This is a genomic window from Azospirillum oleiclasticum (assembly GCF_013423485.1).
GTDB lineage: Bacteria > Pseudomonadota > Alphaproteobacteria > Azospirillales > Azospirillaceae > Azospirillum > Azospirillum oleiclasticum.
Map to the genome: position 1 here is coordinate 209,362 of NZ_JABFFR010000025.1, position 22,224 is coordinate 231,585.

The following is a 22,224-nucleotide window of genomic DNA, read 5'->3' on the forward strand; positions in this document are numbered from 1 at the left end:
CTGTGGGAATTCCGTTGAAGCGCGAAGCGTCCGTTCCGGTCGCGGAACGTTCGCATCCGCTGTATCCTAAACACGTATCGTCTGTCGATACAAGCGTCTCGAAATTTAGAATCGGCGCTTGACAGCGGATCATAGGACGGCGATTAATCGCGCAAGGCGACAATCGTCTCGCACAACGAAACACTCCCGTCCTGCACGACCCTTTGGAGGATACGATGCGCACTGCGATGCTGGCGTTCGCGCTGGGCGCGGCCCTCATGGCGGCTCCGGTGGCCCAGGCCGCCGACGTCACGCTGAAGCTCGGCCACGTCACCCAGACGTCCCACCCCTTCCACATCGGGGCGGAGATGTTCCGCGACGCCGTCGCCAAGAAGAGCGGCGGGAAAATGGAGATCAGCGTCTACCCCGCCCGCCAGCTCGGCGACGACCGCCAGCTTCTGGAAGGGGTGCGGCTCGGCACCATCGACGCGGCCGTGGTCTCCTCCTCCACCTTCGCGCTGTTCACGCCCGTCATGGACGCGCTGCAGCTTCCCTTCCTGATCCCGTCCTACCAAGCGCTGTCCGACGCGTTCCTGTCGCCGCCGGCCGACAAGATGCTGGCGAGCCTGGATGCGCTGGGCATCAAGGGGCTCGGCTATTACGAGGGCGGCTTCCGCCATTTCCTCAACAGCAAGCGTCCGGTGCACAAGGTGGCCGACATGCAGGGCCTGAAGATCCGGGTCGTGCCGAACCCGCTGCACATCGCCATCTTCCGCGCGCTCGGCGCCAACCCGACGCCGATGCCCTATGGCGAGGTCTACACCGCGCTTGAGACCGGTGCGCTCGACGGGTCGGAGATCAACGTGTCGTCGGTGCTGTCGGAGCGCTTCTACGAGAAGGCCAAGCACATGACGATGACCGGCCAGTACTTCTTCCCGGCCGTCACCATCGTCAACAAGGCGAAGTTCGACCGGCTGACCCCGGAGCAGCGCAAGGTGCTGACCGACGCGGCGCGCGAGACCATCCGCCCGCAGGTCGAGGCCGCCGCCGCGCAGGAGGGCGACGCCGCCAAGAAGATCAGTGCCCAGGGTGTCGAGATCATCAAGTTCGATGACGTCGCCACCGCGCGCGAGAAGGTGAAGGCCCTGTCGGCGGAGTACGAGGCCAAGAACCCGCTGATCAAGGAGTTCGCCGAGCACGTCCGCAAGAACGCCCAATGATCCAGGACAGCCGCGGGGCCGACGGCCCCGCGCGCGGCATGCCGGAAGCCACGGAAAAGGAAGGCGCCATGGTCATGGCGGTGGACAACGCAACGACGGGACGCGCGCGACGGTCGGTCGGCGCCTCCCTGTATTGGGGGGCGGTCGGCGTCGTCTCCGTCATCACCATGGGCGGCATCGTGGCGCTGACCGCCGCCCAGGTGGTGTCGCGCTATATCTTCGAATCCTCGCTGTTCTGGCCGGACGAGGCGGCCCGCTTCCTGCTGATCCTGCAAACCTTCCTGCTGGCCGGCGCCTCCTTCGAGAAGGGGGAGATGGTCGGGGTCACGGTCTTCACCGACCGGCTGGGCCGGGTCCCGGCGCTGGTCTGCGCGGTGGTGGCCGACCTCTTCGCCATCGCCCTGCTTCTCGTGCTCGCCTGGTACGGCTGGGAGTTCGCGGACATGAACAGCATGCAGACGGCCGCGGCCCTGCAGATCCCGGTGTCCTGGGTCTACCTGTCGGTGCCGGTCGGTCTGCTCATCCTCATGGCGCACATGGCGGCGGCGCTGGTCCGCCACCTGCGCGGGCTCTTCGGCGGGGACCACCGGCCATGACCATCTTTCTCGGCAGCTTCTTCGTCTTCCTGCTGATCGGGGTGCCGATCGTCATCGTTCTGGGGCTGGCGGCCGCCGTCTACATGATCGCGACGGGCCAGATGTCCATGCTGCTGGCCTTCCCGCAGCGCCTCATCGTCGGCGTCGACCAGTTCATCCTGCTGACCGTGCCGCTGTTCATCCTGGCCGGCAACATCATGAACGTCGGCGGCATCAGCGACCGCATCATCCAGTTCGCGCAATGCGCGCTGGGGCGCTTCCGCGGCGGGCTGTCGCTGGTCAACGTCAGTTCCAGCGTGTTCTTCGCCGGGGTCAGCGGCTCCGCCACCGCCGACGCCGCGGCGATGGGATCGGTGCTGATCCCCGGCATGGCGAAGCAAGGCTACCCGGTGCCCTACGCCGCCGCACTCACCGCGGTGTCCTCGATCATCGGCCCGATCATCCCGCCCAGCATCGCGCTCGTCGTCTACGGCGCGCTGTCCAGCACATCCATCGGCGAGCTGTTCCTGGCCGGCGTGGCGCCGGGCCTTCTGCTCGGGCTGTCGCTCGCGGTGTACGCGGTGTGGGTGGCGCACCGGAACAATTATCCCAAGGCCGAGGCGGTCGGCCTCGCCGGCTTCCTGCGCGCCTTCCTGCGGGCGATCCCCATCCTGCTGCTGCCCGTGGTCATCCTCGGTGGCATCCGCACCGGAATCGTCACGGCGACCGAGGCGGCCGTGGTCGCGGTGATATACGCGCTGCTGATCGCCGGCGTGCTCTACCGGTCGCTGACGCTGGCGTCGCTGTACGAGGCGATCGTATCGTCGGCGATCATGACGGCCGGCATCATGCTGGTGGTCGCCATGGCCAGCATCGTGTCCTTCGTGTTCGGCATCGAGCGCATCCCGGAAGCCATCGTCAACGCCATCTCCGGCCTGACCGACGAGCGTTGGGTGATCCTGCTGCTGATCAACCTGGTGCTGTTGCTGCTGGGCTGCTTCCTGGAGCCGATCGGCGCGCTGATCGTGACGCTGCCGGTGCTGCTGGAGCTGGCGCAGCGCTTCGACATCGACCTTATCCATCTCGGCATCGTGGTGTGCGTCAATCTGGTGATCGGCATGGCGACCCCGCCGGTCGGCCTCTGCCTGTTCATCGTCTGCGCCATCAGCAAGGCGTCGCTGGAGGAGGTGTCGAAGGCGGCCCTGCCGATGCTCGGCATCGCCATCGGCGTTCTGATGCTGATCACCTACGTGCCCGAGATCGTCCTCTTCCTGCCGCGGCTCGTGGGGCCGTGAGCCCCGACGCCCTCCTGCCATCACGGAACAGGGAACCCGAACCATGACCGCCGCCGACATCGCGCTCAGCCTGCGCACCGCGCAGGAGACCGGGCAGCCGATCGCCCCGATCCGCGACCTGCTGCCCGCCGGTGACCTGGACGCCGCCTACGCCGTGCAGGATGCCAACACCGCCCACTGGATCGACGCCGGCCGACGGCTGGTCGGGCGCAAGATCGGGCTGACCTCCGTCGCCGTGCAGAAGCAGCTCGGCGTCGACCAGCCCGATTACGGCATGCTGTTCGCCGACATGGAGCTGCTGGACGGCGCGGAGATCGCCGCCGGCCGGCTGATCCAGCCGAAGGGCGAAGCGGAGGTGGCCTTCGTGCTGGAGCGCGACCTGCCCCGCCCCGATTCCACCTTCACCGAGGTGCTGGGCGCCGTCGCCTACGCCCTGCCGGCGATCGAGGTGGTGGACAGCCGCATCGCCGCCTGGGACATCCGCATCCTCGACACCATCGCCGACAACGCGTCCAGCGGGCTGTACGCGCTGGGCAGCACGCCGGTGGCGATCGACCGCTTCGACCTGCGACTGTGCGGCATGGTGATGGAGAAGAACGGCGAGCCGGTGTCCTTCGGCGCCGGGGCCGCCTGCCTGGGCAACCCGCTGAACGCGCTGGTCTGGCTGGCCCGCAGGATGGCCGCGGTCGGACGGCCGCTGGCGGCCGGCGATGTGGTTCTGTCGGGGGCGCTCGGCCCCATGGTGGCCTTTGGGCCGGGCGACCGGCTGGAGGCGAGGATCAACGGGCTCGGCTCCGTCCGGGTCGCGTGCGCGGCGTAAGGGGACAACGTCATGAGCGGTAGGACCAAGGTCGCCATCATCGGCTCGGGCAACATCGGCACCGACCTGATGATCAAGGTGATGCGGATGGCGGAGCGTCTGGAGATGGCCGCGATGGTCGGCATCGATCCGGACTCCGACGGGCTGGCGCGGGCGCGCCGCATGGGGGTCGCGACCACGCACGAGGGGCTGGAGGGGCTGACCCGCCTGCCCGGCTACGCCGACATCGGCATCGTCTTCGACGCCACCTCGGCCGGCGCGCACGCCCGGCACGACGCCGTGCTGCGGCGCGACGGCAAGCGGGTGATCGACCTGACCCCGGCCGCCATCGGCCCCTACGTCGTGCCCGTGGTGAACATCGACCAGCATCTGGGGGCCGCCAACCTCAACATGGTGACTTGCGGTGGGCAGGCGACCATCCCCATCGTCGCCGCCATCCGCCGGGTGACGCCGGTGGCGTACGGGGAGATCGTCGCCTCCATCTCGTCGCGCTCCGCCGGTCCCGGCACGCGCGCCAACATCGACGAGTTCACCGAGACCACCAGCCGCGCCATCGAGCAGGTGGGCGGGGCCGAGCGCGGCAAGGCGATCATCATCCTGAACCCTGCGGAGCCGCCGCTGGTCATGCGCGACACGGTGATGTGCCTCGCCGCCGACGCCGACCCGCAGGCCATCGCCGATTCCGTCGAGCGCATGGTGGCCGAGGTGCAGCGCTATGTGCCCGGCTACCGGCTGAAACAGGCGGTGCAGATCGACCGTATCGGCGACAACAACCCCGTGCGCATCCCCGGCCTCGGCGACCGCACCGGCCTCAAGGTCTCCGTCTTCCTGGAGGTGGAGGGGGCCGCCCACTATCTGCCCGCCTACGCCGGCAACCTCGACATCATGACCTCGGCGGCGCTCGCCACCGCCGAGCGGCTGGCCGCGGCCTGAGGGGGAACCACGCGATGACCCACCGCCTCTACATCCAGGATGTCACCCTGCGCGACGGCATGCACGCCGTCCGCCACCGCTACTCCATCGACGAGGTGAAGGCGATCGCCGCGGCTCTGGACCGGGCCGGCGTCGACAGCATCGAGATTTCGCACGGCGACGGGCTGTCCGGAGCCAGCTTCACCTACGGCTTCGGCGCCCACACCGACCTCGCCTGGATCGAGGCAGCGGCGGAGGTGGCGACCCGCGCCACCGTCGCCACGCTGCTGATCCCCGGCATCGGCACCGTGCACGACCTGGGCGAGGCGTACGCGGCCGGCGCCCGCTCCGTACGCGTCGCCACCCACTGCTCGGAGGCGGACGTCGCCAAGCAGCACATCGAGCACGCCCGAAAGCTGGGCATGGACGTCGCCGGCTTCCTGATGATGGCGCACATGCTGCCGCCGGCCGAGCTGGCGAAGCAGGCCAAGCTGATGGAGAGCTACGGGGCGCACTGCGTGTATGTCACCGACTCCGCCGGCGCCCTGCTGATGGACGGCGTGGCCGACCGCTTCAAGGCCTTTGCCGACGTGCTGGACCCGAAGACCCAGACCGGCATCCACGCCCACCACAACCTGTCGCTCGGGGTCGCAAACTCCGTCGTCGCCGTGCAGCACGGGGCGACGCGGGTGGACGCTTCGCTCACCGGCATGGGGGCCGGGGCCGGCAACGCGCCGCTGGAGGTGTTCATCGCCGTCGCCGACCGCATGGGCATGGCGCATGGCTGCGACCTGTTCGCCCTGATGGACGCGGCCGACGACCTCGTCCGCCCCTTGCAGGACCGTCCCGTGCGCGTCGACCGGGAAAGCCTGTCGCTCGGCTACGCCGGGGTCTATTCCAGCTTCCTGCGCCACGCCGAGACGGCGTCCAAGACCTACGGCGTCGACACCCGCACCATCCTGGTGGAGCTGGGCCGCCGCCGCATGGTCGGCGGGCAGGAGGACATGATCGTCGACGTCGCCCTGGATCTCGCAAAAGACCTTGCCAAGACCCGCAACGCGGAGGCCACCGATGCCTGAGCTCGCTTCCATCGCCGCCCGGCTCGACGAGGCCGCCGTCACGGCCCGAGCCGTCGCCCAGTTGCCCGAGCCGCTGTCGCTCGACAACGCCTACGCGGTGCAGGCCGCCCTGCTCCAGTGCCGCTACGACCGCGGCGAGCGGCGCATCGGCGTGAAGATGGGCTTCACCAGCCGCGCCAAGATGGCCCAGATGGGCGTGGACGAGATGATCTGGGGCCGGCTGACCGACGGCATGCTGGTGGAGGACGGTGGCGACATCGACATCGCCCGCTACGTCCACCCCCGCGCCGAGCCGGAGATCGCCTTCCTGCTCAAGGCGCCGCTGGCCGGCAAAGTGTCGATGACCGAGGCCATGGCCGCGGTGGCGGCGGTGGCCCCGGCCATCGAGATCATCGACAGCCGCTACGAGAACTTCCGCTTCTCCCTGACCGATGTGGTGGCGGACAACAGCTCCTCCTCCGGCGTCGTGCTCGGGCCGTGGTGCGACCCGGCGACCGACGTCGCCAACCTCGGCATGGTGGTGGAGATCGACGGGCGGCCGGCGCTGATCGGCTCCTCCGCCGCCATCCTCGGCCACCCCGCCCGTTCGCTGGTCGCGGCGGCGCGGCTGGTGGCGCTGCGCGGCGAGCGGCTGGAGGCCGGCGACATCGTGCTGGCCGGTGCCGCCACCGCCGCCGAGGCGCTGAAGCCGGGCCAGCGCCTGCGCCTCAGCGTGGAGCGTCTGGGCGCGGTGGGCTTCCGCACGCGGATGGGCTGAACCCGACACCCCCTGCCAAACGAACAGCCACGCCGCAGGCCGCCTGCGGCGTGGCTGTTGGTCATGCAAATTTTCTCGATCCAAACCAAAAAATCGATATTATGCTCCCACCGTGGCGCGGGCGGCGTCGCCCGACCGCGCGAACCAAGTCAAAGCAGGGGTGGGACCATGATCAGGGTGCTCGGCATTTCCGGAAGCCTCCGGCGGGGCTCCTACAACACCGCACTGCTGCGTGCCGTGCAGGAGCTGGCGCCCGCGGGCATGACGGTGGACATCCACGACATCGCCGATGTGCCCCTCTTCAACGACGACGTGCTCCAGGCCGGCTTCCCGCCGGCGGCGGACGCGCTGCGCCAGGCGATGCGGGCGGCCGATGCCGTCGTCTTCGCCACGCCGGAATACAACCGCTCGATCCCCGGCGTGCTGAAGAACGCCATCGACTGGGCCTCGCGCGGGCCGGACCAGCCCTTCGACGGCAAGCCGGTGGCGATCATGGGCGCCAGCCGGGGCCTGATCGGCACGGCGCTGGCCAACCACCACCTGCGCCAGATCCTCGTCTACCTCAACGCCTTCATGGTCAACGGGCCGGAGGTGCTGGTGGGCGGTGCGCCGCAGAAGTTCGACGGCGACGGGCGGCTGACCGACGAGCCGACCCGCCAGTTCGTCGCCGCCCACCTCGTCCGTCTGGAGGCGATGGTGCGCGTCAGCCGGGAGCTGAAGGCCGCGCCCCGGTGACGGGGCCGCGAGCCGCCGCCTCAGCCATCCAGGTCCGGCAGGTCGCTGACGCCGCCGCCGACCAGCGGCGGCCGGGCCAGTTCCAGCGCGATGGCGCCCATGTGGTAGTAGCCGATCAGCGCCCCCAGCTCGACCGCGCCGCGCGCGCCGAACAGGTCGGTGACGCGCCCCAGCGTGTCGTCATCGACCCGGTGCCGCTCCAGGATCTGCGTGGCGAAGGCGTAGACCGCGGCCTCGTCCGCCCGCTCGAATTCGGGTGTGCGGCGGTGGCGGATGGCATCGACCACGGCGGCGGACAGCCCGCAAGCCTCGGCGGTCGGGGAATGGTTGCGCCAGACATAGTGCGCCGTCACGTGCCGCGCGGTGACGAGGATCGCCAGCTTGCTCAGCCGCTCCTCGAACACCGTGCCCCAGCGCAGCGTTTCGCCCAGCCGCTGGGCGCGGTCGGCCAGTTCCGGGCTGTAGAGCCAGATCTGCGTCGGCCCGCGCACGCGGCCCCGCGGTCCGGCCGCGATGGCGTCGTGCACGGCGCGCTGCTCGGCGTCGAGGGCGTCAAAGGTGGGGAGCGGGATTCGTCTGCTGCTCATGCCGGGTTTCCAATCAGTCGATGACAATCAAGAGAGGGAGGGACAAGACGATGACTCATACGCTTTTGCCGACGACGGTGGTCGGCAGCTACCCGCAGCCGGACTGGCTGATCGACCGCGAGCGGTTGAAGACCTTCGTGCCGCGCATCCGCGCCGCCGATCTCTGGCGCGTGCCGGCCGAGTTCCTGGAGGAGGCGCAGAACGACGCCACCCTGGTCGCCATCCGTGACATGGAGCGGGCCGGACTCGACATCATCACCGACGGCGAGATCCGACGGGAAAGCTACTCCAACCACTTCGCCAACAGCCTGGAAGGCGTGGACATCGACAACCCCGCCTCGATCGTCGGGCGCGCCGGCAAGGCGGTGATGGTGCCGCGCATCACCGGCCGCATCCGCCGGACGCACGCCGTGGAGAACGAGCCGCTGGCGTTCCTGAAGCGCAACACCGACCGCCGCATCAAGATCACCCTGCCCGGCCCGTTCACCATGGCCCATCAGGCGCAGGACGAGACCTACGGCGACGTGGAAGCCCTGGCGATGGACTTCGCCGCCGCGCTGAACGAGGAGCTGCTGGAACTCCAGGCCATCGGCCCGGACGTGATCCAGCTCGACGAGCCCTGGCTCCAGGCCTTCCCCGACGACGCGGCCCGCTTCGGCGTGCGGGTCATCGACCGGGCGCTCCAGGGGATCACTTGCACGAAGGCGGTCCATCTCTGCTTCGGTTATGCCCAGTTCGTCCATGACAAGAAGGGCGGCTACGCGTTCCTCGGCCAACTCGCCGACAGCGCGGCGGACCAGATCTCCATCGAGGCGGCGCAGCCCGACTACGATCTCGGCATCCTCCGCGACTTCACCCGCCAGTCCATCATCCTCGGCGTGATCAACCTCGGCGATCCGGAGGTGGAGGCGGAAGCGCTGGTCGCCTCCCGCATCCGCCGCGGTCTGGAGCATGTGCCGGCCGAACGGCTGATCGCCGCCCCCGACTGCGGCATGAAGTACCTGTCGCGGGCCAGCGCCTTCGGCAAGCTGAAGGCGCTGTCGGCCGGAGCCGCCATCGTCCGCCGGACGATCTCCTGATGACGAGCCCTCCCCCGCTCCGAGGCGGGGGAGGGTTTTCGTCCCTCACCCCTTGCGGGCCAGGAACTCCTCCAGCGAGATCAGGGTCAGCGGGATGTCGGACGGCTTGACGGTGGCACCGTCGAATTCGGTGGCTTCGAACAGCCAGCTCTTGGGCGGCGGCATTTCCCACGACTGCCGGTTGGCGGTGTGCCAGTGCACCGGCCCGTCGTCCAGGTCGAGAATCTGGATGGGCGGCGGCAGGATTTCCACCCGGTGCCCGTCCGGGTCGCGGAAATAGACGTAGAAGCTGTGCCCCTGCCCGTGCCGCGCCGGGCCGCGCTCGATGCTGGTCTTGAAGCCGGTGTTTCCGGCCGTATCCAGCGCCCGGAACAGGCAGGTGGTGTCGGTCACGATGTAGGCGAAGTGGTGCATCTTCGGACCCGGCCGGGTCAGGAAGACGATGTCGTGCGGGTTGTTTTTCCGGTAGAGGAAGATGGCGAGGGGCTGGTCGTCCTCCGGCTTGTCGGTGGCGTAGTCGGAGATGCGGAACCCCAAATCCGTGTAGAAGCGCGCGGCGGACCCCACCTCGGGCGCCAGGAACTGGAAATGGTCGAAGCGGAGCGCGCCGCCGCCCTTGTGCAACTGCACTTGGTCGTGCAGACGCCGCTGCACCGGCATCGACGCCACGAATTCTAGCGGCATGCCGAGTGGATCGGACACGTGTAGCGTGCGGCCCTGATGGGGCCGATCGACCCACACCGCCTCGCGGCCGGTGCCGTCGAAATGCTCCTTGGCCCGGTCGAGGTCGTCGTCCGAGAAGACGCGCAGGCCGACACGCTGGCAGAGCGGTTTGCCGTCGCTCCTCACCAGGACAAGGCTGTGGTGGCAGGACTCCTCCAGCCCGCGCAGATACACGGTGTTCGAGTCTTCGGCCGTCACCACCAGCCCGATCACCTCGGTGTAAAAGGTCTTGCTCGCCTCAAGATCCCGAGCGGTCAGCACGATGTGGCTGGCTCGCGTGATGTTGAAGGGAGGGTCGAAATTGGTAACTGGCACCGGCATTGCTGTTTCTCCCGTTTTATTCGAGGTAGAGCGCGCCAATAAAGGAGTCTTCTTTATTGATTTGCGCTCCATACTGTTGCATGCTTCAGCATGTATTGCTGAAGAGGAACGCGATGACGACGCTCACCTTGACCTTCGACAATGGTCCGGTGCCGGGGGCCACCGACGCCATCCTCGACCGGCTGCGCGACCGCGGGCTCCTCGCCACCTTCTTCGTCATCGGCGAGCGGCTGCTCGATCCGGCGGGGCGCCGACTGGCGGAACGCGCGCGGGCCGAAGGCCACTGGATCGGCAACCACACCCTGACCCACACCAAACCCTTCGGCGAGTACGAGGAGCCGGGCCATGCGGCGGTCGAGATCGGCGGGGCGGAGGCGCTGATCGGCGACCTCGCCTCGCCCGAGCGCTTCTTCCGGCCGGTCGGCCGCGGGCAGCTCGGCCCGCATCTGCTGACCCCGGAAGCGCGCGACCATCTGATCGACCATCGCTACACCCTGGTCACCTGGAACAACGTGCCCCGCGACTGGGTCGAGCCGCAGCGGGATTGGCTGGAGCGGGCGATCGATGGGATGGCGGCGTCCGAGCGGAACCTCATCGTCCTTCACGACCACTGCATCGTCGAGATGCTGGACACGCTCGACGCTTTCCTCGACCGGATGGCGGCTGACGGAGTGGAGATCGTCCAGGCGATGCCCGAGGAATGCCTGCCGATCCGCCGCGGCCGGGTGGTCCTGCCCATCGACGGCTTCGTCGGCGACGCGGCGGCACCGGGGGCGTGACCCCCGGCACCGCGCGGTCGCGCTCAGTGCGTGCCGATCGCGCGTTCCAGATCCAGCTCGTACTGCTGGAAGAGCGGGTCGAAGCGGTTGCGCGGGCGCGGCAGCTCGATCCTCTGCTCCATGGCGATCTGGGCCGGACGGCCCGCCAGCACCAGCACGCGGTCCGACAGATAGACCGCCTCGCGGATGTCGTGGGTGATGAACAGGATGGTGTTCCGCGTCTTCATCCAGATGTTGCTGAGCGCGGTCTGCATCGCCTCGCGCGTCTGGGCGTCGAGCGCGCCGAACGGCTCGTCCATCAGCAGCGCCGCCGGTTCGATGGCGAGCGCGCGGGCGAGGCCGACGCGCTGGCGCATGCCGCCGGACAGGCGGTACGGGAAGTAATCCTCGAAGCCATTGAGGCCGACCAGCTCCACATACTTGCGCGCCATCTCCATCTGCTGGCGCTGCGGCACCCCCTTCGACTTCAGGCCGAAGGCGATGTTGCCGAGCACGGTCAGCCAGGGGAACAGCGCGAATTCCTGGAACACGATGCCGCGGTCCAGGCCGGGGCCGGTGACCGGGTTGCCATCGACATAGATGGCGCCGTCCGACACCTCGGCCAGACCGCCGGCCATGCTCAGCAGCGTCGACTTGCCGCAGCCCGACGCGCCGATGATCGACACGAACTCCCCGTCCTCGACGGTGAAGGAGATGTTGCGGAAGACGTGCAGCAGGCGGGTGGTGTTCCAGCCTTCCTTGCGGCGGTACGTCTTGCTCAGATTCTCGATGCGCAGCTCGCCCATGGTCAGCTCAGCTCCCGGACCGTGCCCCAGCGTTCGACGGTCATGATCTCAAGGGTGCGCAGGAAGACGCGCTCGATCAGCAGCCCGACCAGCCCGACCACCAGAAGGCCGGCGTAGACCACCTCCGAATGGAAGAACTCGCGGCCCCAGTAGATGCGGTAGCCGAGACCGGAGGTCACCGACACCAGCATCTCCGCCACGATCAGGATGCGCCAGCAGCGCGAGAAGGCCAGCCGATAGCCGGCGATGATCGACGGCAGCGCCGCCGGGATCAGCACCCGCCAGAACAGCGACAGGCCGGTCGCGCCGAACGCCTTGCCGGCGCGGATCATCGAGTTGTCGACCGCCTTCACGCCGCTCCAGGTGTTCAGCACGACGGTCAGCGCCACCTCGTACATGAGGATGCTGGTGATCGCCGCCTCGGTCAGGCCGAACCAGATCATCGACAGCGGGAACAGCGCGGTGCCGGGGATCGCCAGCAGAAAGTTCACCGGGGCCGACAGCACCCGTTCCCACATCTTGAAGTAGCCCATCATCACGCCGATGGCGGTGCCGATGACGATGCCGACGATGACGCTCTTGAACAGCCGGGTGATGGTACCGGCGATGTCGGTCCACAGGAAGCCGTCGGCCGCCAGCTTGACGATGGCCGCCAGGATGTCGCTGACCGGCGGCAACAGGGCCGCCGGCATGCCGCTGAGCCGCGCCAGCAGCTCCCACGCCACCCCCAGAGCCACCAGCGGCAGAATGACGTACAGGAGATTGGTGACGCCGGTCATCAGGCCGCCGCCGGAGCGCGTCTCCTCCGGCAGGGTCGGGTGCGCAAGACGGTCGTCGGCCGTCCGTGTCATGGCCATCATGCCCTCCGGGCGCAGGTCGGGTGCCGGTCCTCTTCGGGAGAGCGGCTTATTTCAGGGCGGCTTCGGCCTTGTCGCCGAAGCTGCGGTCGACGATCTTCGCCAGATCGGGCTTGCTGCCGATCTGCCCGGACTCGACCAGGAATTCCGCAGTGCTCGGCATGTCGCGCAGGTCGCCCTCGGTGAAGTTGGCGCCGCCGAACTTGTCCACCTCGAACATCATCACCCGCAGCGTCGCCTCGTCGAGATCGGCGCCGGTCTTCTTGATGTAGTCGGTGTAGATGCGGACGGCGGCATCCTGGTTCTCGCGGATGAACTTGTGCGCCTTGGCGTAGGCATTCACCACACCCTGCACCATCTTGGGTTTGGCCGCCATGTAATCCGGCGTGGTGATCAGGATCAGCGGGTAGGTGATGTCGGCCTGCTGTTCGAAGTCGCGGGCGGACATGACCTCCTTGCCGTTCCCGGCCTGCACGATCCGCTGCATCATCGGGTCCCAGCCGACCACCGCATCGAAGCTGCCGGCCGAGGCCATGGCCGTTGGCATGTCGGTGACGCGGACGTTGGCGATCTGGAAGTCGGTCTCCTTCAGGCCGGCCTTCTTCACCAACATCTGGAAGACGCCGTGCACCCCGGTGCCGACCTGGATGCCGATGCGCTTGCCCTTGAAGTCGGCCAGGGTCTTGCGGTCGGCGTTGGCGTTGGAGGCGACCATCTTGCCGGTGAAGCCGCGCGACCCGACGCCCACCGCGACCAGGGGAATGCCCTTGGTGACGGCGGAGAAGAATGTGACGTGCGCCACTTCGCCGAACTGGATCGACTTGGACGCCAGCGCCTCGATGGCAATGTTGCCGCGCGGCACCGGCTTCAGGTCGGCGTCGATCCCCTGCTCCTTGAAGAAGCCCTGCTCATGGGCGACCAGCGAGGACACGAAGTTCACCCCCGACGCCATGCTGATCGCGACCTTTTCGGTCTGCGCCGCCGCCGGCAGTGCCGCGAAGCCGATGCCCGCCGCCAGAAGCGCTCCGAATGCGGTGGTCTTCCAATCCATTGTCCGTTCCCTCCCGATGATCCGGGCTCGTCCGGCGTTCACCGCGCCGGTGATGGCCTCGCTCCGGCTGGGGGAATGTCCCCGATGGCCAGGGGCCTTGAGCCGTTGCTCACTTGCCGTCACGGATCGTACGGCTTCAAACGAAATGGGTCAAGATATCGATATTCCATCCGACTGACATTTTTATCGATGATCAGTCCGTTTTCCGATCAATCCGCTTGACGGCCCATAAAAATCGATATTATGTGTGCAAAACGCCGCCATCGGCGGACATGCCCGGCCGGCGCTCCGCCGACGCCGCGGGCCGAGAGGAGGAAGCCAATGCGAATTCTGCGGTTCGACCATCACGGAACGCCGGACATCGGGATCGCCCTGGGCGACGAGATCGTGCCCCTGTCGTCGCTTCCCGGCGACCCGCTGCCGGTGTCGATCCGCGGCGTGATCGAGGGTGGTCCGGCGGTTCTGGCGGACATCGCCCACCGGCTCATGGCGGTGCCGGCCAGCGCCCGCCTGCCGATGACTGACGTGCGGACGCTGATGCCGATCCCCGATCCCGGCAAGGTCGTCTGCCTGGGCCTCAACTACGCCAAGCACGCCAAGGAGGGCGGGCACGAGGTTCCCGACTACCCGTCGATGTTCCTGCGCTGCACCACCTCGCTCATCGATCCCGGCGCGCCCATGGTGGTGCCGCGCTGCTCGGAGCGTCTCGACTACGAGGCGGAGCTGATGGTGGTGATCGGCAAGCGCTGCCGGTACGTTCCGGAATCGGAGGCGCTGGACGCGGTGTTCGGCTACACGCTGTTCAACGACGGCTCGGTGCGCGATTACCAGCGGCGGACGGCGCAGTGGACGGCGGGCAAGAACTTCGACGGTACCGGCCCGGTCGGCCCCTGGATCGTCACCGCCGACGAGCTGCCGCCGGGTGCGGACGGGCTGCGCATCCGCTCCCTGGTCAACGGCCAGGTGATGCAGGACGCGAACACCAACACCATGCTGTTCAACGTCGCCCGCACCATCGCCATCGTGTCGGAGATCATGACGCTGGAGCCGGGCGACATGATCGCCACCGGCACGCCGGAAGGCGTCGGCCACGCCCGCAACCCGCCGGTGTGGCTGCGGCCCGGCGACATGGTGACCGTCGAGGTCGAGCGGGTGGGTTCCCTCACCTGTCCGGTGGTCGCGGATGTCGAAGCGGCGGTGCCCGAAGCGGTATGATGGCGGCAACGCCCACAGCCCAGCGCGGATCCCGGCATGAGCGACCGAGCCCCCCCTTCCCGCCCGACCACCCGGTCACGCACCCACTCGATCTACGAGCGGCTGCGCGACGACATCATCAGCGGTGAGCTTGCGCCGGGGCTCAAGCTCAAGATCGAGGCGCTGCGCGAACGCTACGACGTGGGCGCCACACCATTGCGGGAGGCGTTGAGCCTCCTCACCTCCGACGGTTTCGTGGAGCGGCTGGACCAGCGCGGCTTCCGTGTCGCCCAGGTCGGCCTCAGCGACTTCGACGAGCTGCTGCGCACCCGCTGCTGGCTGGAGGAGCGGGCGTTGCGGGAGTCCATCGCGCATGGCGGGCGCGACTGGGAGGAGGGCATCGTGCTGGCCCTCTACCACCTGTCGCGCACGCCGCGGGTGTCGCCCGACGCCGACTACGACGGCAACCAAGCGTGGGAGCGCTGCCACCGGGAGTTCCACATGCGGCTGATCGCCGGCTGCGGCTCCACGATGCTGCTGCGCTTCTGCGGCCAGCTCTGCGACGAGAACAACCGGTACCGCTACATCGCGCGGCTCGCCCCCGACGCCCGCGACAACGCCTACGAGGAGCACAACCGCATCGCGGAGGCGGCGCTCGCCCGCGACGCCGAGCTCGCCGTGCGGCGGCTGATCGATCATTACCACCGGACCGGGGAGCTGCTGCGGCCGCGGCTGGAGGCCACCGCCGCGCCCGCCCGGGCGCCGCGCGCGTCCGCCGCCCGCGGCTCTCCCCAGGACCAGACGAAATCCACGCAGCGCGTGTGACGAGGTGAGGAACCATGCGGATTTGCCGTTTCGATGACGACCGCGTCGGTGTCGTCATGGGCGACGAGGTGGTCGATGTGACCGACGCGGCGGCGGCCCTGCCGCCGGTGCGCTGGCCGCTGCCCCGGGGCGACCTGTTCATCGCAGCACTCGCGGAACTCCGTCCCGAGATGGAACGGCTTTCCACCACGGGTACGCGCCGCCGGCTGGCCGATCTGCGGCTGCTCAGCCCGGTCGCGAACCCCGGCAAGATCATCGCCGCACCCGTCAATTACCAGTTGCACCTGGACGAATCGCGCAAGGACACCGGCATCAATTTCGGGTCCCATGTGAAGACCATCGACGAGTACGGGGTGTTCCTGAAGGCCAACAGCTCCCTCGTCGGCCCGGCGGAGGGCGTGGTCGCCGACCGGCCGGAGCGGCGCACCGATCATGAGATCGAGCTGGCCGTCGTCATCGGCCGCACCGTGCGCAACGTGCCGGAGGCCGAGGCGCTCGATTGCGTGGCCGGCTACACCATCGGGCTGGATATGACCATCCGCGGCACCGAGGACCGCAGCTACCGCAAGTCGCTCGACACCTTCACCGTGCTGGGGCCGTGGTTGGTCACCGCCGACGCGTTCGGCGATCCGGGTGCGGTGGACTTCGAGATCAAGGTCAACGGCGAGACGCGGCAGAAGGCCAACACCCGCGACCTCATCTACTCCGTGCCGAAGCTGATCGCCTACGCCTCGCACGCCTACCGGCTGGAGCCGGGGGACGTCATCCTGACCGGCACGCCGGAAGGGGTCGGGCCGGTGCAGCCGGGTGACGTGATGGATTGCCGGATCGACGGCATCGGCACGATGGCGGTGGCCGTCCGAGGACCTTCCTGACAACCATTCAAAATCCAGCCAAAATCCACAAAATCTAAACAGTTGACCCCTATTGTCCCTGCGTTCATCAATGGAAGGACTGCACAGTCCTTTTGCGCGCAGGGCCTTGGGAATGCTCAACTGTATTGTTAGGCTGTTTGTCGTATATCTTTTCGTGATGATTCCCACCGCGGCGATGTCCGAGCATTTGCCGCCGGTGCGCATCGGGCTGGACGGTGAATTCGGTCTGGCCAACAGCACCTCGGCGGAAGCCATCGAGCGCGGCATCCGCACGGCGATGGATGAGATCGACCGCGCCGGCGGGGTGCTCGGCGGCCGGCGCTTCGAGCTGATCCTGAAGGAGCATCGCTCGATCGCCGCGCGCGGCATCCGCAACATCAAGGAATTCGCGGCCATCACCGATCTGGTCGCGGTGTTCGGCGGACGCTTCAGCCCGGTGGTGATCGAGGAGCTGCCGACGCTGCGCGAGACGAAGACGCTGTTCCTGGCGCCCTGGTCGTCGGCGGACGCCATCATCGACAACGGCATGGAGCCGAACTACGCCTTCCGGCTGTCGCTGCGCGACAGCCTCGCCATGCCGTTCATGCTGCGTCACGTCGACCGGCGCGGCATCGCGAAGGTGGGGCTGCTGCTGACCAACACCGCCTGGGGGCGCAGCAACCTCGCCGCCGCGGAGCGGTACTTCGCCGACGGCAGTACGCCGCGCCCGGTCGCGACCGCGTGGTACAACTGGCGCGACCGCTCGCTGATCGACAAGTACGAGACGCTGCACCGCGCGGGCGCCGAAGCCATCGTGCTGGTCGCCAACGACGACGAGGCGGCGATCCTCGTCCGCGAGGTGGCGGCGCTGCCGAAGGAGCGGCGGCTGCCGATCATCAGCCATTGGGGCGTCACCGGCGGCGACTTCGTCGGACAGGCCGGCACCGCGTTGGAGGAGGTCGATTTCACCGTCATCCAGACCACCAGCCCGTTCCGCGTGGACCAGAAGAAGCTGGCGACGGTGCTGGACACCGCCGGGCGGCTGTTCGGCATCGCCCGGCCGGAGGACATCAATTCACCCGTCGGCTTCATGCACGCCTACGACCTGACCCACATATTGGCGCGCGCCATCGACCTTGCCGGCACCACCGACCGCGCCGCGGTGCGCGACGCGCTGGAACGGGTGACCGGCTACGACGGGCTGGTGCGCTTTTTCGAACGGCCCTTCACCCCCGACCGCCACGAGGCGCTGGGACCCGACGACCTGCTGATGGCCCGGTACGACCGCAAGGGCGTGCTGGTCCCGGTCGAATGATCCGCCCGAACGGCAGGACGCGGCCATGACGTCCGTACAGCCCGCATCGGCCGGGAGCATCGCCGGAACGCTCGCCGGCCGTTTCGCCCTTGCCGCCGCCGCCCTGTCGGTGGGGCTGGCGATGCTGGTGGGGGCGGTGCTCCAGCAGGTGTCGAGCCAGCGGCTCGCCGAACAGCACCGGAGCAATGTGGAGTCGAACGCCGCCCTGGTGGCGCGCCAGACCCAGGGGCTGCTGGACGCCATCGCCCAGACCATCGCGGAGCTGGCGGACAACAGCGTGCTCGCCACCGCGCTGGTCGACAGCGCGGGCAAGGAGACCTACCTGCTGCCTTTCCTCGCCAGCTTCGAGCGCGTGTCGGGGGTGCCGCTCTCGATCGTCTTCACCGATTTCGAAGGGACACCCATAGCCGGCAACGGGCACACCGCGATCACCGACGCGGATCTCGCCTGGCTGCGGACGGTGATGATCGGGGGACGCCACGCCGCGGTCGTGCGGGACGACGGCGGCGGCCCGTACCTCCTCGCGGCGGAGATGCTGATCTATTCGCGCACGGCGTCGCCGGAAGGCGCCCTGCTCTACCGCGTCCCGTTCCAGGCGCTGGTGCTGCAGCCCGATGGCCAGTTGCTGCACGCCGGATCCGCGCCGCCGCCCGCACCGGGTCCGGGCCGCATCGCGGTCGATGTGCCGGTCCGGGTGCCGGATCATCTGGCGCCGCTTGCCCTGTCCCTGCGGCTGGAGGCGGCGGAGGCGTCGGCCGGGGCCACCTTCGCGTCCGGCGTGCCGGCCTACGCGGCGGTCGGTATCGCGGCGCTGGTCGCCGTGTTGATGGGAAGCCGGGCAGTCGGACGGCGGCTGACCCGCCCCCTGCGCGAGCTGGAGCGGGTGGCGGCCACCATCGTGCAGGACGGCTTCAGCGGCCAGCGGGCGGTGGTGCGGCGGGCCGACGAGGTCGGCAGCCTGGCGCGGGCTTTCAACGCCATGCTCGACCACATCGCCGCGATCCAGCGGGAGCGGGAGCGGCAGGCGGCCGAAGAGATCGCCACCCAGCGCACGCTCGCCGGGCAGGCGGAGGAGGCACGACGGGAGGCGGTCGCTGCGCTGGCGACGGCCGAGCAGGCGATCGAGGCGAAGACCCGCTTCCTGGCCGCCGCCAGCCACGACCTGCGCCAGCCCGTGCAATCGCTGGTGCTGCTGTCGTCGGCGCTGGCGTCCCGGCTGGCCAACCACCCCGCGGCCGTCCTCGTGGACACGCTGCAGGCGTCCGTCGACGCGCTCTGCCGGCTTCTGGAGGCTCTGCTGGACGTGTCGAAGCTGGACGCCGGCGTGGTGTCCGCCGATCCGCGGCCGGTGCGGATGGCCGAGGTGGTCGAGCGGCTGGAGTCCGAGTACCGGTTGCGCACGCAGGCCAAGGGGATCGGCCTGCGTGCCGTGCCGTCATCCCTGGTGATCCACACCGACCGGGACCTGCTGGAGCGCATCCTGCGCAACCTGCTGGAAAACGCCCTGCGCTACACCGACCGCGGCGGCATCCTGATCGGCTGCCGGCGCCGCGGCGACAGCGTTCTCATCCAGGTGGTGGACACCGGATCGGGCATCCCGCCGGAACATCTCGACCGCATCTTCCACGAGTTCTATCAGGTCTCCAACCCCGCGCGCGACCGGGGGTTGGGATTGGGGCTCGGCCTTGCCATCGTCGAACGGCTGGTGCGGTTGCTCGATGGCCGCATCCATGTGACTTCCACACCGGACCGCGGCTCCTGCTTCTCGATCGAGTTCCGCCGGTCGGCGAACGACGGCGCCGACACGCCGCAAGACATCGAGGTGGCTGGTCCTCCGGCATCGGCACGGCCAGGACTCGCGCTGCTGATCGACGACGACCCGCTCGTGCGCAAGGCCCTGGCCGTTCTCATCGAACAGGCCGGATGGCGGGTCCTGACGGCCGACGGGCTGCCCGCCGCGCTGCACGCCCTGTCATCCTCCCCCGAGGAACCGTCGCTGATCATCGCCGATTACCGGCTGGGGGACGGAACCACCGGGCTGGACACCCTGCACGCGGTTCACGCGCGCCTGCGCAACCGGGTGATGAGCGTCATTCTGACAGGCGACACCGCCCCCGACCAGATCGTGCAGGCGCGCAACAGCGGCATCCACATCCTGCACAAGCCCATCGCCGCCCGCGACGTCGCCGCCCTGCTCGCCGAGGCGTCGACCCTTGCCGTGGCATTGCCGGGGTAAGAGCGGACGGCACAAGGCCGTCCGACGCGCGGCTGCCATCGCCACGGGCCGGGTTGGCATCCTCGCCGGGCGGGTGGCATGATCCTTCGCCCTGGAACGGTTCCGTCCGCGGCCGGACACGCACTTCCCAAGCCATCCCTCCCCCAGCCATCGGCCCTGCCCCGCGATGTCGAACGACGGACTTCCGTCTCCGCAAAGATATTGGGCGATCACGACGATCCTGATCGGCATCGTGCTGTCGGTCCTCAGCGAAGGGATCGCCATCACCGCCCTGCCCACGATCTCAGGCGCACTCGGCGTCAGCGTGTCCGACAGCATCTGGGTGATCAACGCCTATCAGGTCGCGGTGATCGCCACGCTGTTCCCGCTGGCCTCGCTCGGCGAAATCCTGGGGTTCCGCTTCGTCTACCGGACGGGGCTGCTGGTCTTCGTCATCGGCGCGGTCGGCTGCACCCTGGCGGACTCGCTGTTGACGCTGACGCTGGCGCGCGCGGTGCAGGGGCTTGGCGCGGCCGGCGTGATGAGCGTCAATCTGGCGCTGGTCCGCTTCATCTACCCCACCCGCCAGCTCGGCCGCGGCGTCGGTCTCAACGCGCTCTTCGTCGCCGTGTCCTCGGCGGCGGCGCCGAGCGTGGCGTCGGCCCTGCTGCTGCTCGGCCCCTGGAACTGGCTGTTCGCCATCAACATCCCGATGGGCCTGCTGGGGCTGTTCATGGCGTGGCGGTTCCTGCCGGAAACGCCGGCCTCGCGCCAGCGCTGGGACGTGCCGAGCGCGGTGCTCAACGCCCTCACCTTCGGGTTGCTGGTGGTGGGCCTCCGCGCCTTCGACGGCGGCCAGAGCGGCCTGCTGGTCCCGGTGGCGCTGGCGGGCAGCGCGGTCAGCGCGCTGCTGCTGGTCCGGCGGCAGGCCGGGATGACGGTGCCGATGCTGCCGGTCGACCTTCTGCGCCTGCCGGTCTTCGCCCTGTCGATCGCCACGTCGGCCTGCGCCTTCGCCGGCTACGCGATCGCCATTGTCGCCATGCCCTTCTTCCTCGTCCACGACCTCGGCCGCGCCCAGGTGGAGGTGGGGTTGCTGCTGACGCCCTGGCCGCTGGCGGTGGCCGTGGCGGCGCCGCTGTCCGGCTGGCTGGCCGACCGCGTCGCCTCGCCGGCGGTGCTGGGATCGGTGGGCATGGCGGTCTTCGCCGGCGGGCTGGCGCTCCTCGCCACCCTGCCGGCCGACCCAAGCAACCTCGACATCGTCTGGCGCACCACGCTGTGCGGGTTCGGCTTCGGCTTCTTCCAGTCGCCCAACAACAAGCTGCTGATCACCAGCGCGCCGAAGGAGCGCAGCGGCGGCGTCGGCGGCATCCAATCGACGGCGCGGCTGCTGGGTCAGACGCTGGGCGCCGTCACCGTGGGGCTGATGTTCGCCCACGCCCCCGACCATGGGGCGGTCATCGCCTTCGGCGTGGCAAGCGCCTGCGGCGTGGTGGCCTGCATCACCGGCGGCCTGCGCCCGGCGGCACGGACGACGTGACGGCACACGGCCGGACCGACCCCGGGACCGCCGTCATTCCACCGCCGGCAGCCGGAAGCGGTAGCCGACGCCCGGCTCCGTCACGATCAGCGCCGGCAGGTTGGGGTCCTCCTCCAGCTTCTGGCGGAGCTGCTTGACGTACACGCGCAGGTACGCGGTGTCGTGCACATGCGCCGGCCCCCACACCGCGCGCAGGATCTCCGCGTGGGTCAGCACATGGTCGGCGCGGGCGGCGAGGGTCGCCAGCAGCTCGTACTCCCGGCGGGACAGGTGCACCTCCTCCCCACCACGCAGCACCACCCGGCGGGCGAGGTCGACGCAGACGCGCCCGGCGGTCACCAGGGTGGGAGGCTCGCCGGTGGCGCTGCGCTGACGCAACGCCGCGCGCACGCGGGCCATCAGCTCGGCGATGCCGAAGGGCTTGGCGACGTAATCGTCGGCCCCGCGGTCCAGGGCCTCCACCTTGTCGTGCTCGTGCGCGCGCACCGACAGCACGATGATGGGCACGGCGCTGGTGCCGCGGATGGCGCTGATCGCCTCCTGCCCGTCCATGTCGGGCAGGCCGAGGTCGAGGATGACGAGATCCGGACGGGCGGAGGCGCAGGCGTCAAGGCCGGCGCGCGCCGTCTCCGCCTCCACCACCGTGTAGCCGTTGGCGGTCAGGCTGATCCGCAGGAAGCGGCGGATCTGGGGCTCGTCGTCGATGACCAGGATCGTCGCCATC

The 22,224-nt window shown here is 69.1% G+C and carries 22 protein-coding genes; 16 read left to right on the forward strand and 6 right to left on the reverse strand.

The genetic code is table 11. From position 1 onward, the window contains the following. Positions 1-215 precede the first annotated feature (215 nt). The 8 genes from HL658_RS23820 to HL658_RS23855 all read left to right on the forward strand — a co-directional run bounded on the left by HL658_RS23820 (position 216) and on the right by HL658_RS23855 (position 7,372). Complete coding sequence (locus HL658_RS23820) at positions 216-1,199, forward strand: TRAP transporter substrate-binding protein (protein ID WP_180284369.1); 984 nt, start codon at positions 216-218, stop codon at positions 1,197-1,199. Beyond that, positions 1,196-1,795 carry a TRAP transporter small permease gene (locus tag HL658_RS23825; RefSeq protein ID WP_180284370.1) on the forward strand — a complete coding sequence of 200 codons (600 nt, stop codon included), beginning with the start codon at positions 1,196-1,198 and terminating at the stop codon, positions 1,793-1,795. Before HL658_RS23820 ends, HL658_RS23825 begins: the two co-directional genes overlap by 4 nt. Further along, entirely contained in the window at positions 1,792-3,069 is a 1,278-nt protein-coding gene (locus tag HL658_RS23830; protein ID WP_180284371.1) for a TRAP transporter large permease, read from the forward strand. Before HL658_RS23825 ends, HL658_RS23830 begins: the two co-directional genes overlap by 4 nt. 43 nt (positions 3,070-3,112) lie before the next feature. Beyond that, a complete protein-coding gene (locus tag HL658_RS23835; RefSeq protein WP_180284372.1) occupies positions 3,113-3,889 on the forward strand; it encodes a 2-keto-4-pentenoate hydratase in 777 nt (258 codons plus the stop codon). Between the two features lie 12 nt (positions 3,890-3,901). Beyond that, on the forward strand, positions 3,902-4,822 hold the full coding sequence (locus tag HL658_RS23840) for an acetaldehyde dehydrogenase (acetylating) (RefSeq protein ID WP_180284373.1): 921 nt from the start codon (positions 3,902-3,904) through the stop codon (positions 4,820-4,822). 14 nt (positions 4,823-4,836) lie between these two features. Continuing rightward, positions 4,837-5,880 (forward strand): 4-hydroxy-2-oxovalerate aldolase, encoded by a 1,044-nt coding sequence (gene dmpG, locus HL658_RS23845; protein WP_180284374.1) that lies wholly within the window; start codon positions 4,837-4,839, stop codon positions 5,878-5,880. After that, positions 5,873-6,637, forward strand: coding sequence for a 2-keto-4-pentenoate hydratase (locus HL658_RS23850; RefSeq protein ID WP_180284375.1), 765 nt, complete (start codon positions 5,873-5,875; stop codon positions 6,635-6,637). Before dmpG ends, HL658_RS23850 begins: the two co-directional genes overlap by 8 nt. Before the next feature lie 168 nt (positions 6,638-6,805). Beyond that, positions 6,806-7,372, forward strand: coding sequence for an NADPH-dependent FMN reductase (locus HL658_RS23855; RefSeq protein ID WP_180284376.1), 567 nt, complete (start codon positions 6,806-6,808; stop codon positions 7,370-7,372). 20 nt (positions 7,373-7,392) lie between these two features. On the opposite strand, the gene HL658_RS23860 is transcribed toward HL658_RS23855, so the two are convergent. After that, on the reverse strand, positions 7,393-7,959 hold the full coding sequence (locus tag HL658_RS23860; protein ID WP_180284377.1) for a carboxymuconolactone decarboxylase family protein: 567 nt from the start codon (positions 7,957-7,959) through the stop codon (positions 7,393-7,395). Positions 7,960-8,009: 50 nt separating this feature from the next. Between HL658_RS23860 and HL658_RS23865 the strand changes: the two genes are divergently transcribed. Continuing rightward, positions 8,010-9,038, forward strand: coding sequence for a 5-methyltetrahydropteroyltriglutamate--homocysteine methyltransferase (locus HL658_RS23865; RefSeq protein WP_180284378.1), 1,029 nt, complete (start codon positions 8,010-8,012; stop codon positions 9,036-9,038). 45 nt (positions 9,039-9,083) lie between these two features. Here the strand turns inward: HL658_RS23865 and HL658_RS23870 are convergent, their stop codons facing one another. Further along, positions 9,084-10,082 (reverse strand): VOC family protein, encoded by a 999-nt coding sequence (locus HL658_RS23870; RefSeq protein WP_180284379.1) that lies wholly within the window; start codon positions 10,080-10,082, stop codon positions 9,084-9,086. Positions 10,083-10,195: 113 nt separating this feature from the next. Between HL658_RS23870 and HL658_RS23875 the strand changes: the two genes are divergently transcribed. After that, positions 10,196-10,861 carry a polysaccharide deacetylase family protein gene (locus HL658_RS23875; RefSeq protein ID WP_180284380.1) on the forward strand — a complete coding sequence of 222 codons (666 nt, stop codon included), beginning with the start codon at positions 10,196-10,198 and terminating at the stop codon, positions 10,859-10,861. 23 nt (positions 10,862-10,884) lie between these two features. Here HL658_RS23875 and HL658_RS23880 read toward each other — a convergent pair whose 3' ends face one another. Genes HL658_RS23880 through HL658_RS23890 form a run of 3 tightly spaced genes read right to left on the reverse strand, consistent with a single transcriptional unit; the run spans position 10,885 to position 13,554 of the window. Then, on the reverse strand, positions 10,885-11,646 hold the full coding sequence (locus HL658_RS23880; RefSeq protein WP_180284381.1) for an ABC transporter ATP-binding protein: 762 nt from the start codon (positions 11,644-11,646) through the stop codon (positions 10,885-10,887). 2 nt (positions 11,647-11,648) lie between these two features. Continuing rightward, complete coding sequence (locus HL658_RS23885) at positions 11,649-12,497, reverse strand: ABC transporter permease (protein ID WP_180287670.1); 849 nt, start codon at positions 12,495-12,497, stop codon at positions 11,649-11,651. 55 nt (positions 12,498-12,552) lie between these two features. After that, positions 12,553-13,554, reverse strand: a complete 1,002-nt coding sequence (locus HL658_RS23890) for an ABC transporter substrate-binding protein (RefSeq protein ID WP_180284383.1) — start codon at positions 13,552-13,554, stop codon at positions 12,553-12,555. Between the two features lie 321 nt (positions 13,555-13,875). Between HL658_RS23890 and HL658_RS23895 the strand changes: the two genes are divergently transcribed. The 6 genes from HL658_RS23895 to HL658_RS23920 all read left to right on the forward strand — a co-directional run bounded on the left by HL658_RS23895 (position 13,876) and on the right by HL658_RS23920 (position 21,500). Continuing rightward, complete coding sequence (locus HL658_RS23895) at positions 13,876-14,769, forward strand: fumarylacetoacetate hydrolase family protein (RefSeq protein ID WP_180284384.1); 894 nt, start codon at positions 13,876-13,878, stop codon at positions 14,767-14,769. 36 nt (positions 14,770-14,805) lie between these two features. Then, positions 14,806-15,573: a GntR family transcriptional regulator gene (locus HL658_RS23900; RefSeq protein ID WP_180284385.1), complete on the forward strand. Its 768-nt coding sequence runs from the start codon at positions 14,806-14,808 to the stop codon at positions 15,571-15,573. A gap of 14 nt (positions 15,574-15,587) precedes the next feature. Next, positions 15,588-16,448, forward strand: a complete 861-nt coding sequence (locus HL658_RS23905) for a fumarylacetoacetate hydrolase family protein (RefSeq protein WP_180284386.1) — start codon at positions 15,588-15,590, stop codon at positions 16,446-16,448. A gap of 157 nt (positions 16,449-16,605) precedes the next feature. After that, the gene (locus HL658_RS23910; protein ID WP_246337832.1) at positions 16,606-17,742 is read left to right on the forward strand and encodes an ABC transporter substrate-binding protein; all 1,137 of its coding nucleotides are present in this window, start codon (positions 16,606-16,608) and stop codon (positions 17,740-17,742) included. Between the two features lie 25 nt (positions 17,743-17,767). Beyond that, positions 17,768-19,978: an ATP-binding protein gene (locus tag HL658_RS23915; RefSeq protein ID WP_180284387.1), complete on the forward strand. Its 2,211-nt coding sequence runs from the start codon at positions 17,768-17,770 to the stop codon at positions 19,976-19,978. A 166-nt stretch (positions 19,979-20,144) separates the two neighbouring features. Continuing rightward, entirely contained in the window at positions 20,145-21,500 is a 1,356-nt protein-coding gene (locus HL658_RS23920; RefSeq protein ID WP_180284388.1) for an MFS transporter, read from the forward strand. A 33-nt stretch (positions 21,501-21,533) separates the two neighbouring features. On the opposite strand, the gene HL658_RS23925 is transcribed toward HL658_RS23920, so the two are convergent. Continuing rightward, positions 21,534-22,223, reverse strand: a complete 690-nt coding sequence (locus HL658_RS23925; protein ID WP_180284389.1) for a response regulator — start codon at positions 22,221-22,223, stop codon at positions 21,534-21,536. Position 22,224 lies beyond the last annotated feature (1 nt).

What these genes read in the sequence shown, in the direction of transcription:
- HL658_RS23825 (WP_180284370.1), top strand. Translation starts at nt 1,196, where the DNA reads ATGATCCAGGACAGCCGCGGGGCCGACGGCCCCGCGCGCGGCATGCCG.
- HL658_RS23895 (WP_180284384.1), top strand. Translation starts at nt 13,876, where the DNA reads ATGCGAATTCTGCGGTTCGACCATCACGGAACGCCGGACATCGGGATC.
- HL658_RS23885 (WP_180287670.1), bottom strand. Translation starts at nt 12,497, where the DNA reads ATGACACGGACGGCCGACGACCGTCTTGCGCACCCGACCCTGCCGGAG.
- dmpG (WP_180284374.1), top strand. Translation starts at nt 4,837, where the DNA reads ATGACCCACCGCCTCTACATCCAGGATGTCACCCTGCGCGACGGCATG.
- HL658_RS23850 (WP_180284375.1), top strand. Translation starts at nt 5,873, where the DNA reads ATGCCTGAGCTCGCTTCCATCGCCGCCCGGCTCGACGAGGCCGCCGTC.
- HL658_RS23835 (WP_180284372.1), top strand. Translation starts at nt 3,113, where the DNA reads ATGACCGCCGCCGACATCGCGCTCAGCCTGCGCACCGCGCAGGAGACC.
- HL658_RS23920 (WP_180284388.1), top strand. Translation starts at nt 20,145, where the DNA reads ATGTCGAACGACGGACTTCCGTCTCCGCAAAGATATTGGGCGATCACG.
- HL658_RS23840 (WP_180284373.1), top strand. Translation starts at nt 3,902, where the DNA reads ATGAGCGGTAGGACCAAGGTCGCCATCATCGGCTCGGGCAACATCGGC.
- HL658_RS23830 (WP_180284371.1), top strand. Translation starts at nt 1,792, where the DNA reads ATGACCATCTTTCTCGGCAGCTTCTTCGTCTTCCTGCTGATCGGGGTG.
- HL658_RS23915 (WP_180284387.1), top strand. Translation starts at nt 17,768, where the DNA reads ATGACGTCCGTACAGCCCGCATCGGCCGGGAGCATCGCCGGAACGCTC.
- HL658_RS23860 (WP_180284377.1), bottom strand. Translation starts at nt 7,959, where the DNA reads ATGAGCAGCAGACGAATCCCGCTCCCCACCTTTGACGCCCTCGACGCC.
- HL658_RS23820 (WP_180284369.1), top strand. Translation starts at nt 216, where the DNA reads ATGCGCACTGCGATGCTGGCGTTCGCGCTGGGCGCGGCCCTCATGGCG.
- HL658_RS23900 (WP_180284385.1), top strand. Translation starts at nt 14,806, where the DNA reads ATGAGCGACCGAGCCCCCCCTTCCCGCCCGACCACCCGGTCACGCACC.
- HL658_RS23865 (WP_180284378.1), top strand. Translation starts at nt 8,010, where the DNA reads ATGACTCATACGCTTTTGCCGACGACGGTGGTCGGCAGCTACCCGCAG.
- HL658_RS23905 (WP_180284386.1), top strand. Translation starts at nt 15,588, where the DNA reads ATGCGGATTTGCCGTTTCGATGACGACCGCGTCGGTGTCGTCATGGGC.
- HL658_RS23925 (WP_180284389.1), bottom strand. Translation starts at nt 22,223, where the DNA reads ATGGCGACGATCCTGGTCATCGACGACGAGCCCCAGATCCGCCGCTTC.
- HL658_RS23875 (WP_180284380.1), top strand. Translation starts at nt 10,196, where the DNA reads ATGACGACGCTCACCTTGACCTTCGACAATGGTCCGGTGCCGGGGGCC.
- HL658_RS23870 (WP_180284379.1), bottom strand. Translation starts at nt 10,082, where the DNA reads ATGCCGGTGCCAGTTACCAATTTCGACCCTCCCTTCAACATCACGCGA.
- HL658_RS23890 (WP_180284383.1), bottom strand. Translation starts at nt 13,554, where the DNA reads ATGGATTGGAAGACCACCGCATTCGGAGCGCTTCTGGCGGCGGGCATC.
- HL658_RS23880 (WP_180284381.1), bottom strand. Translation starts at nt 11,646, where the DNA reads ATGGGCGAGCTGCGCATCGAGAATCTGAGCAAGACGTACCGCCGCAAG.
- HL658_RS23910 (WP_246337832.1), top strand. Translation starts at nt 16,606, where the DNA reads ATGATTCCCACCGCGGCGATGTCCGAGCATTTGCCGCCGGTGCGCATC.
- HL658_RS23855 (WP_180284376.1), top strand. Translation starts at nt 6,806, where the DNA reads ATGATCAGGGTGCTCGGCATTTCCGGAAGCCTCCGGCGGGGCTCCTAC.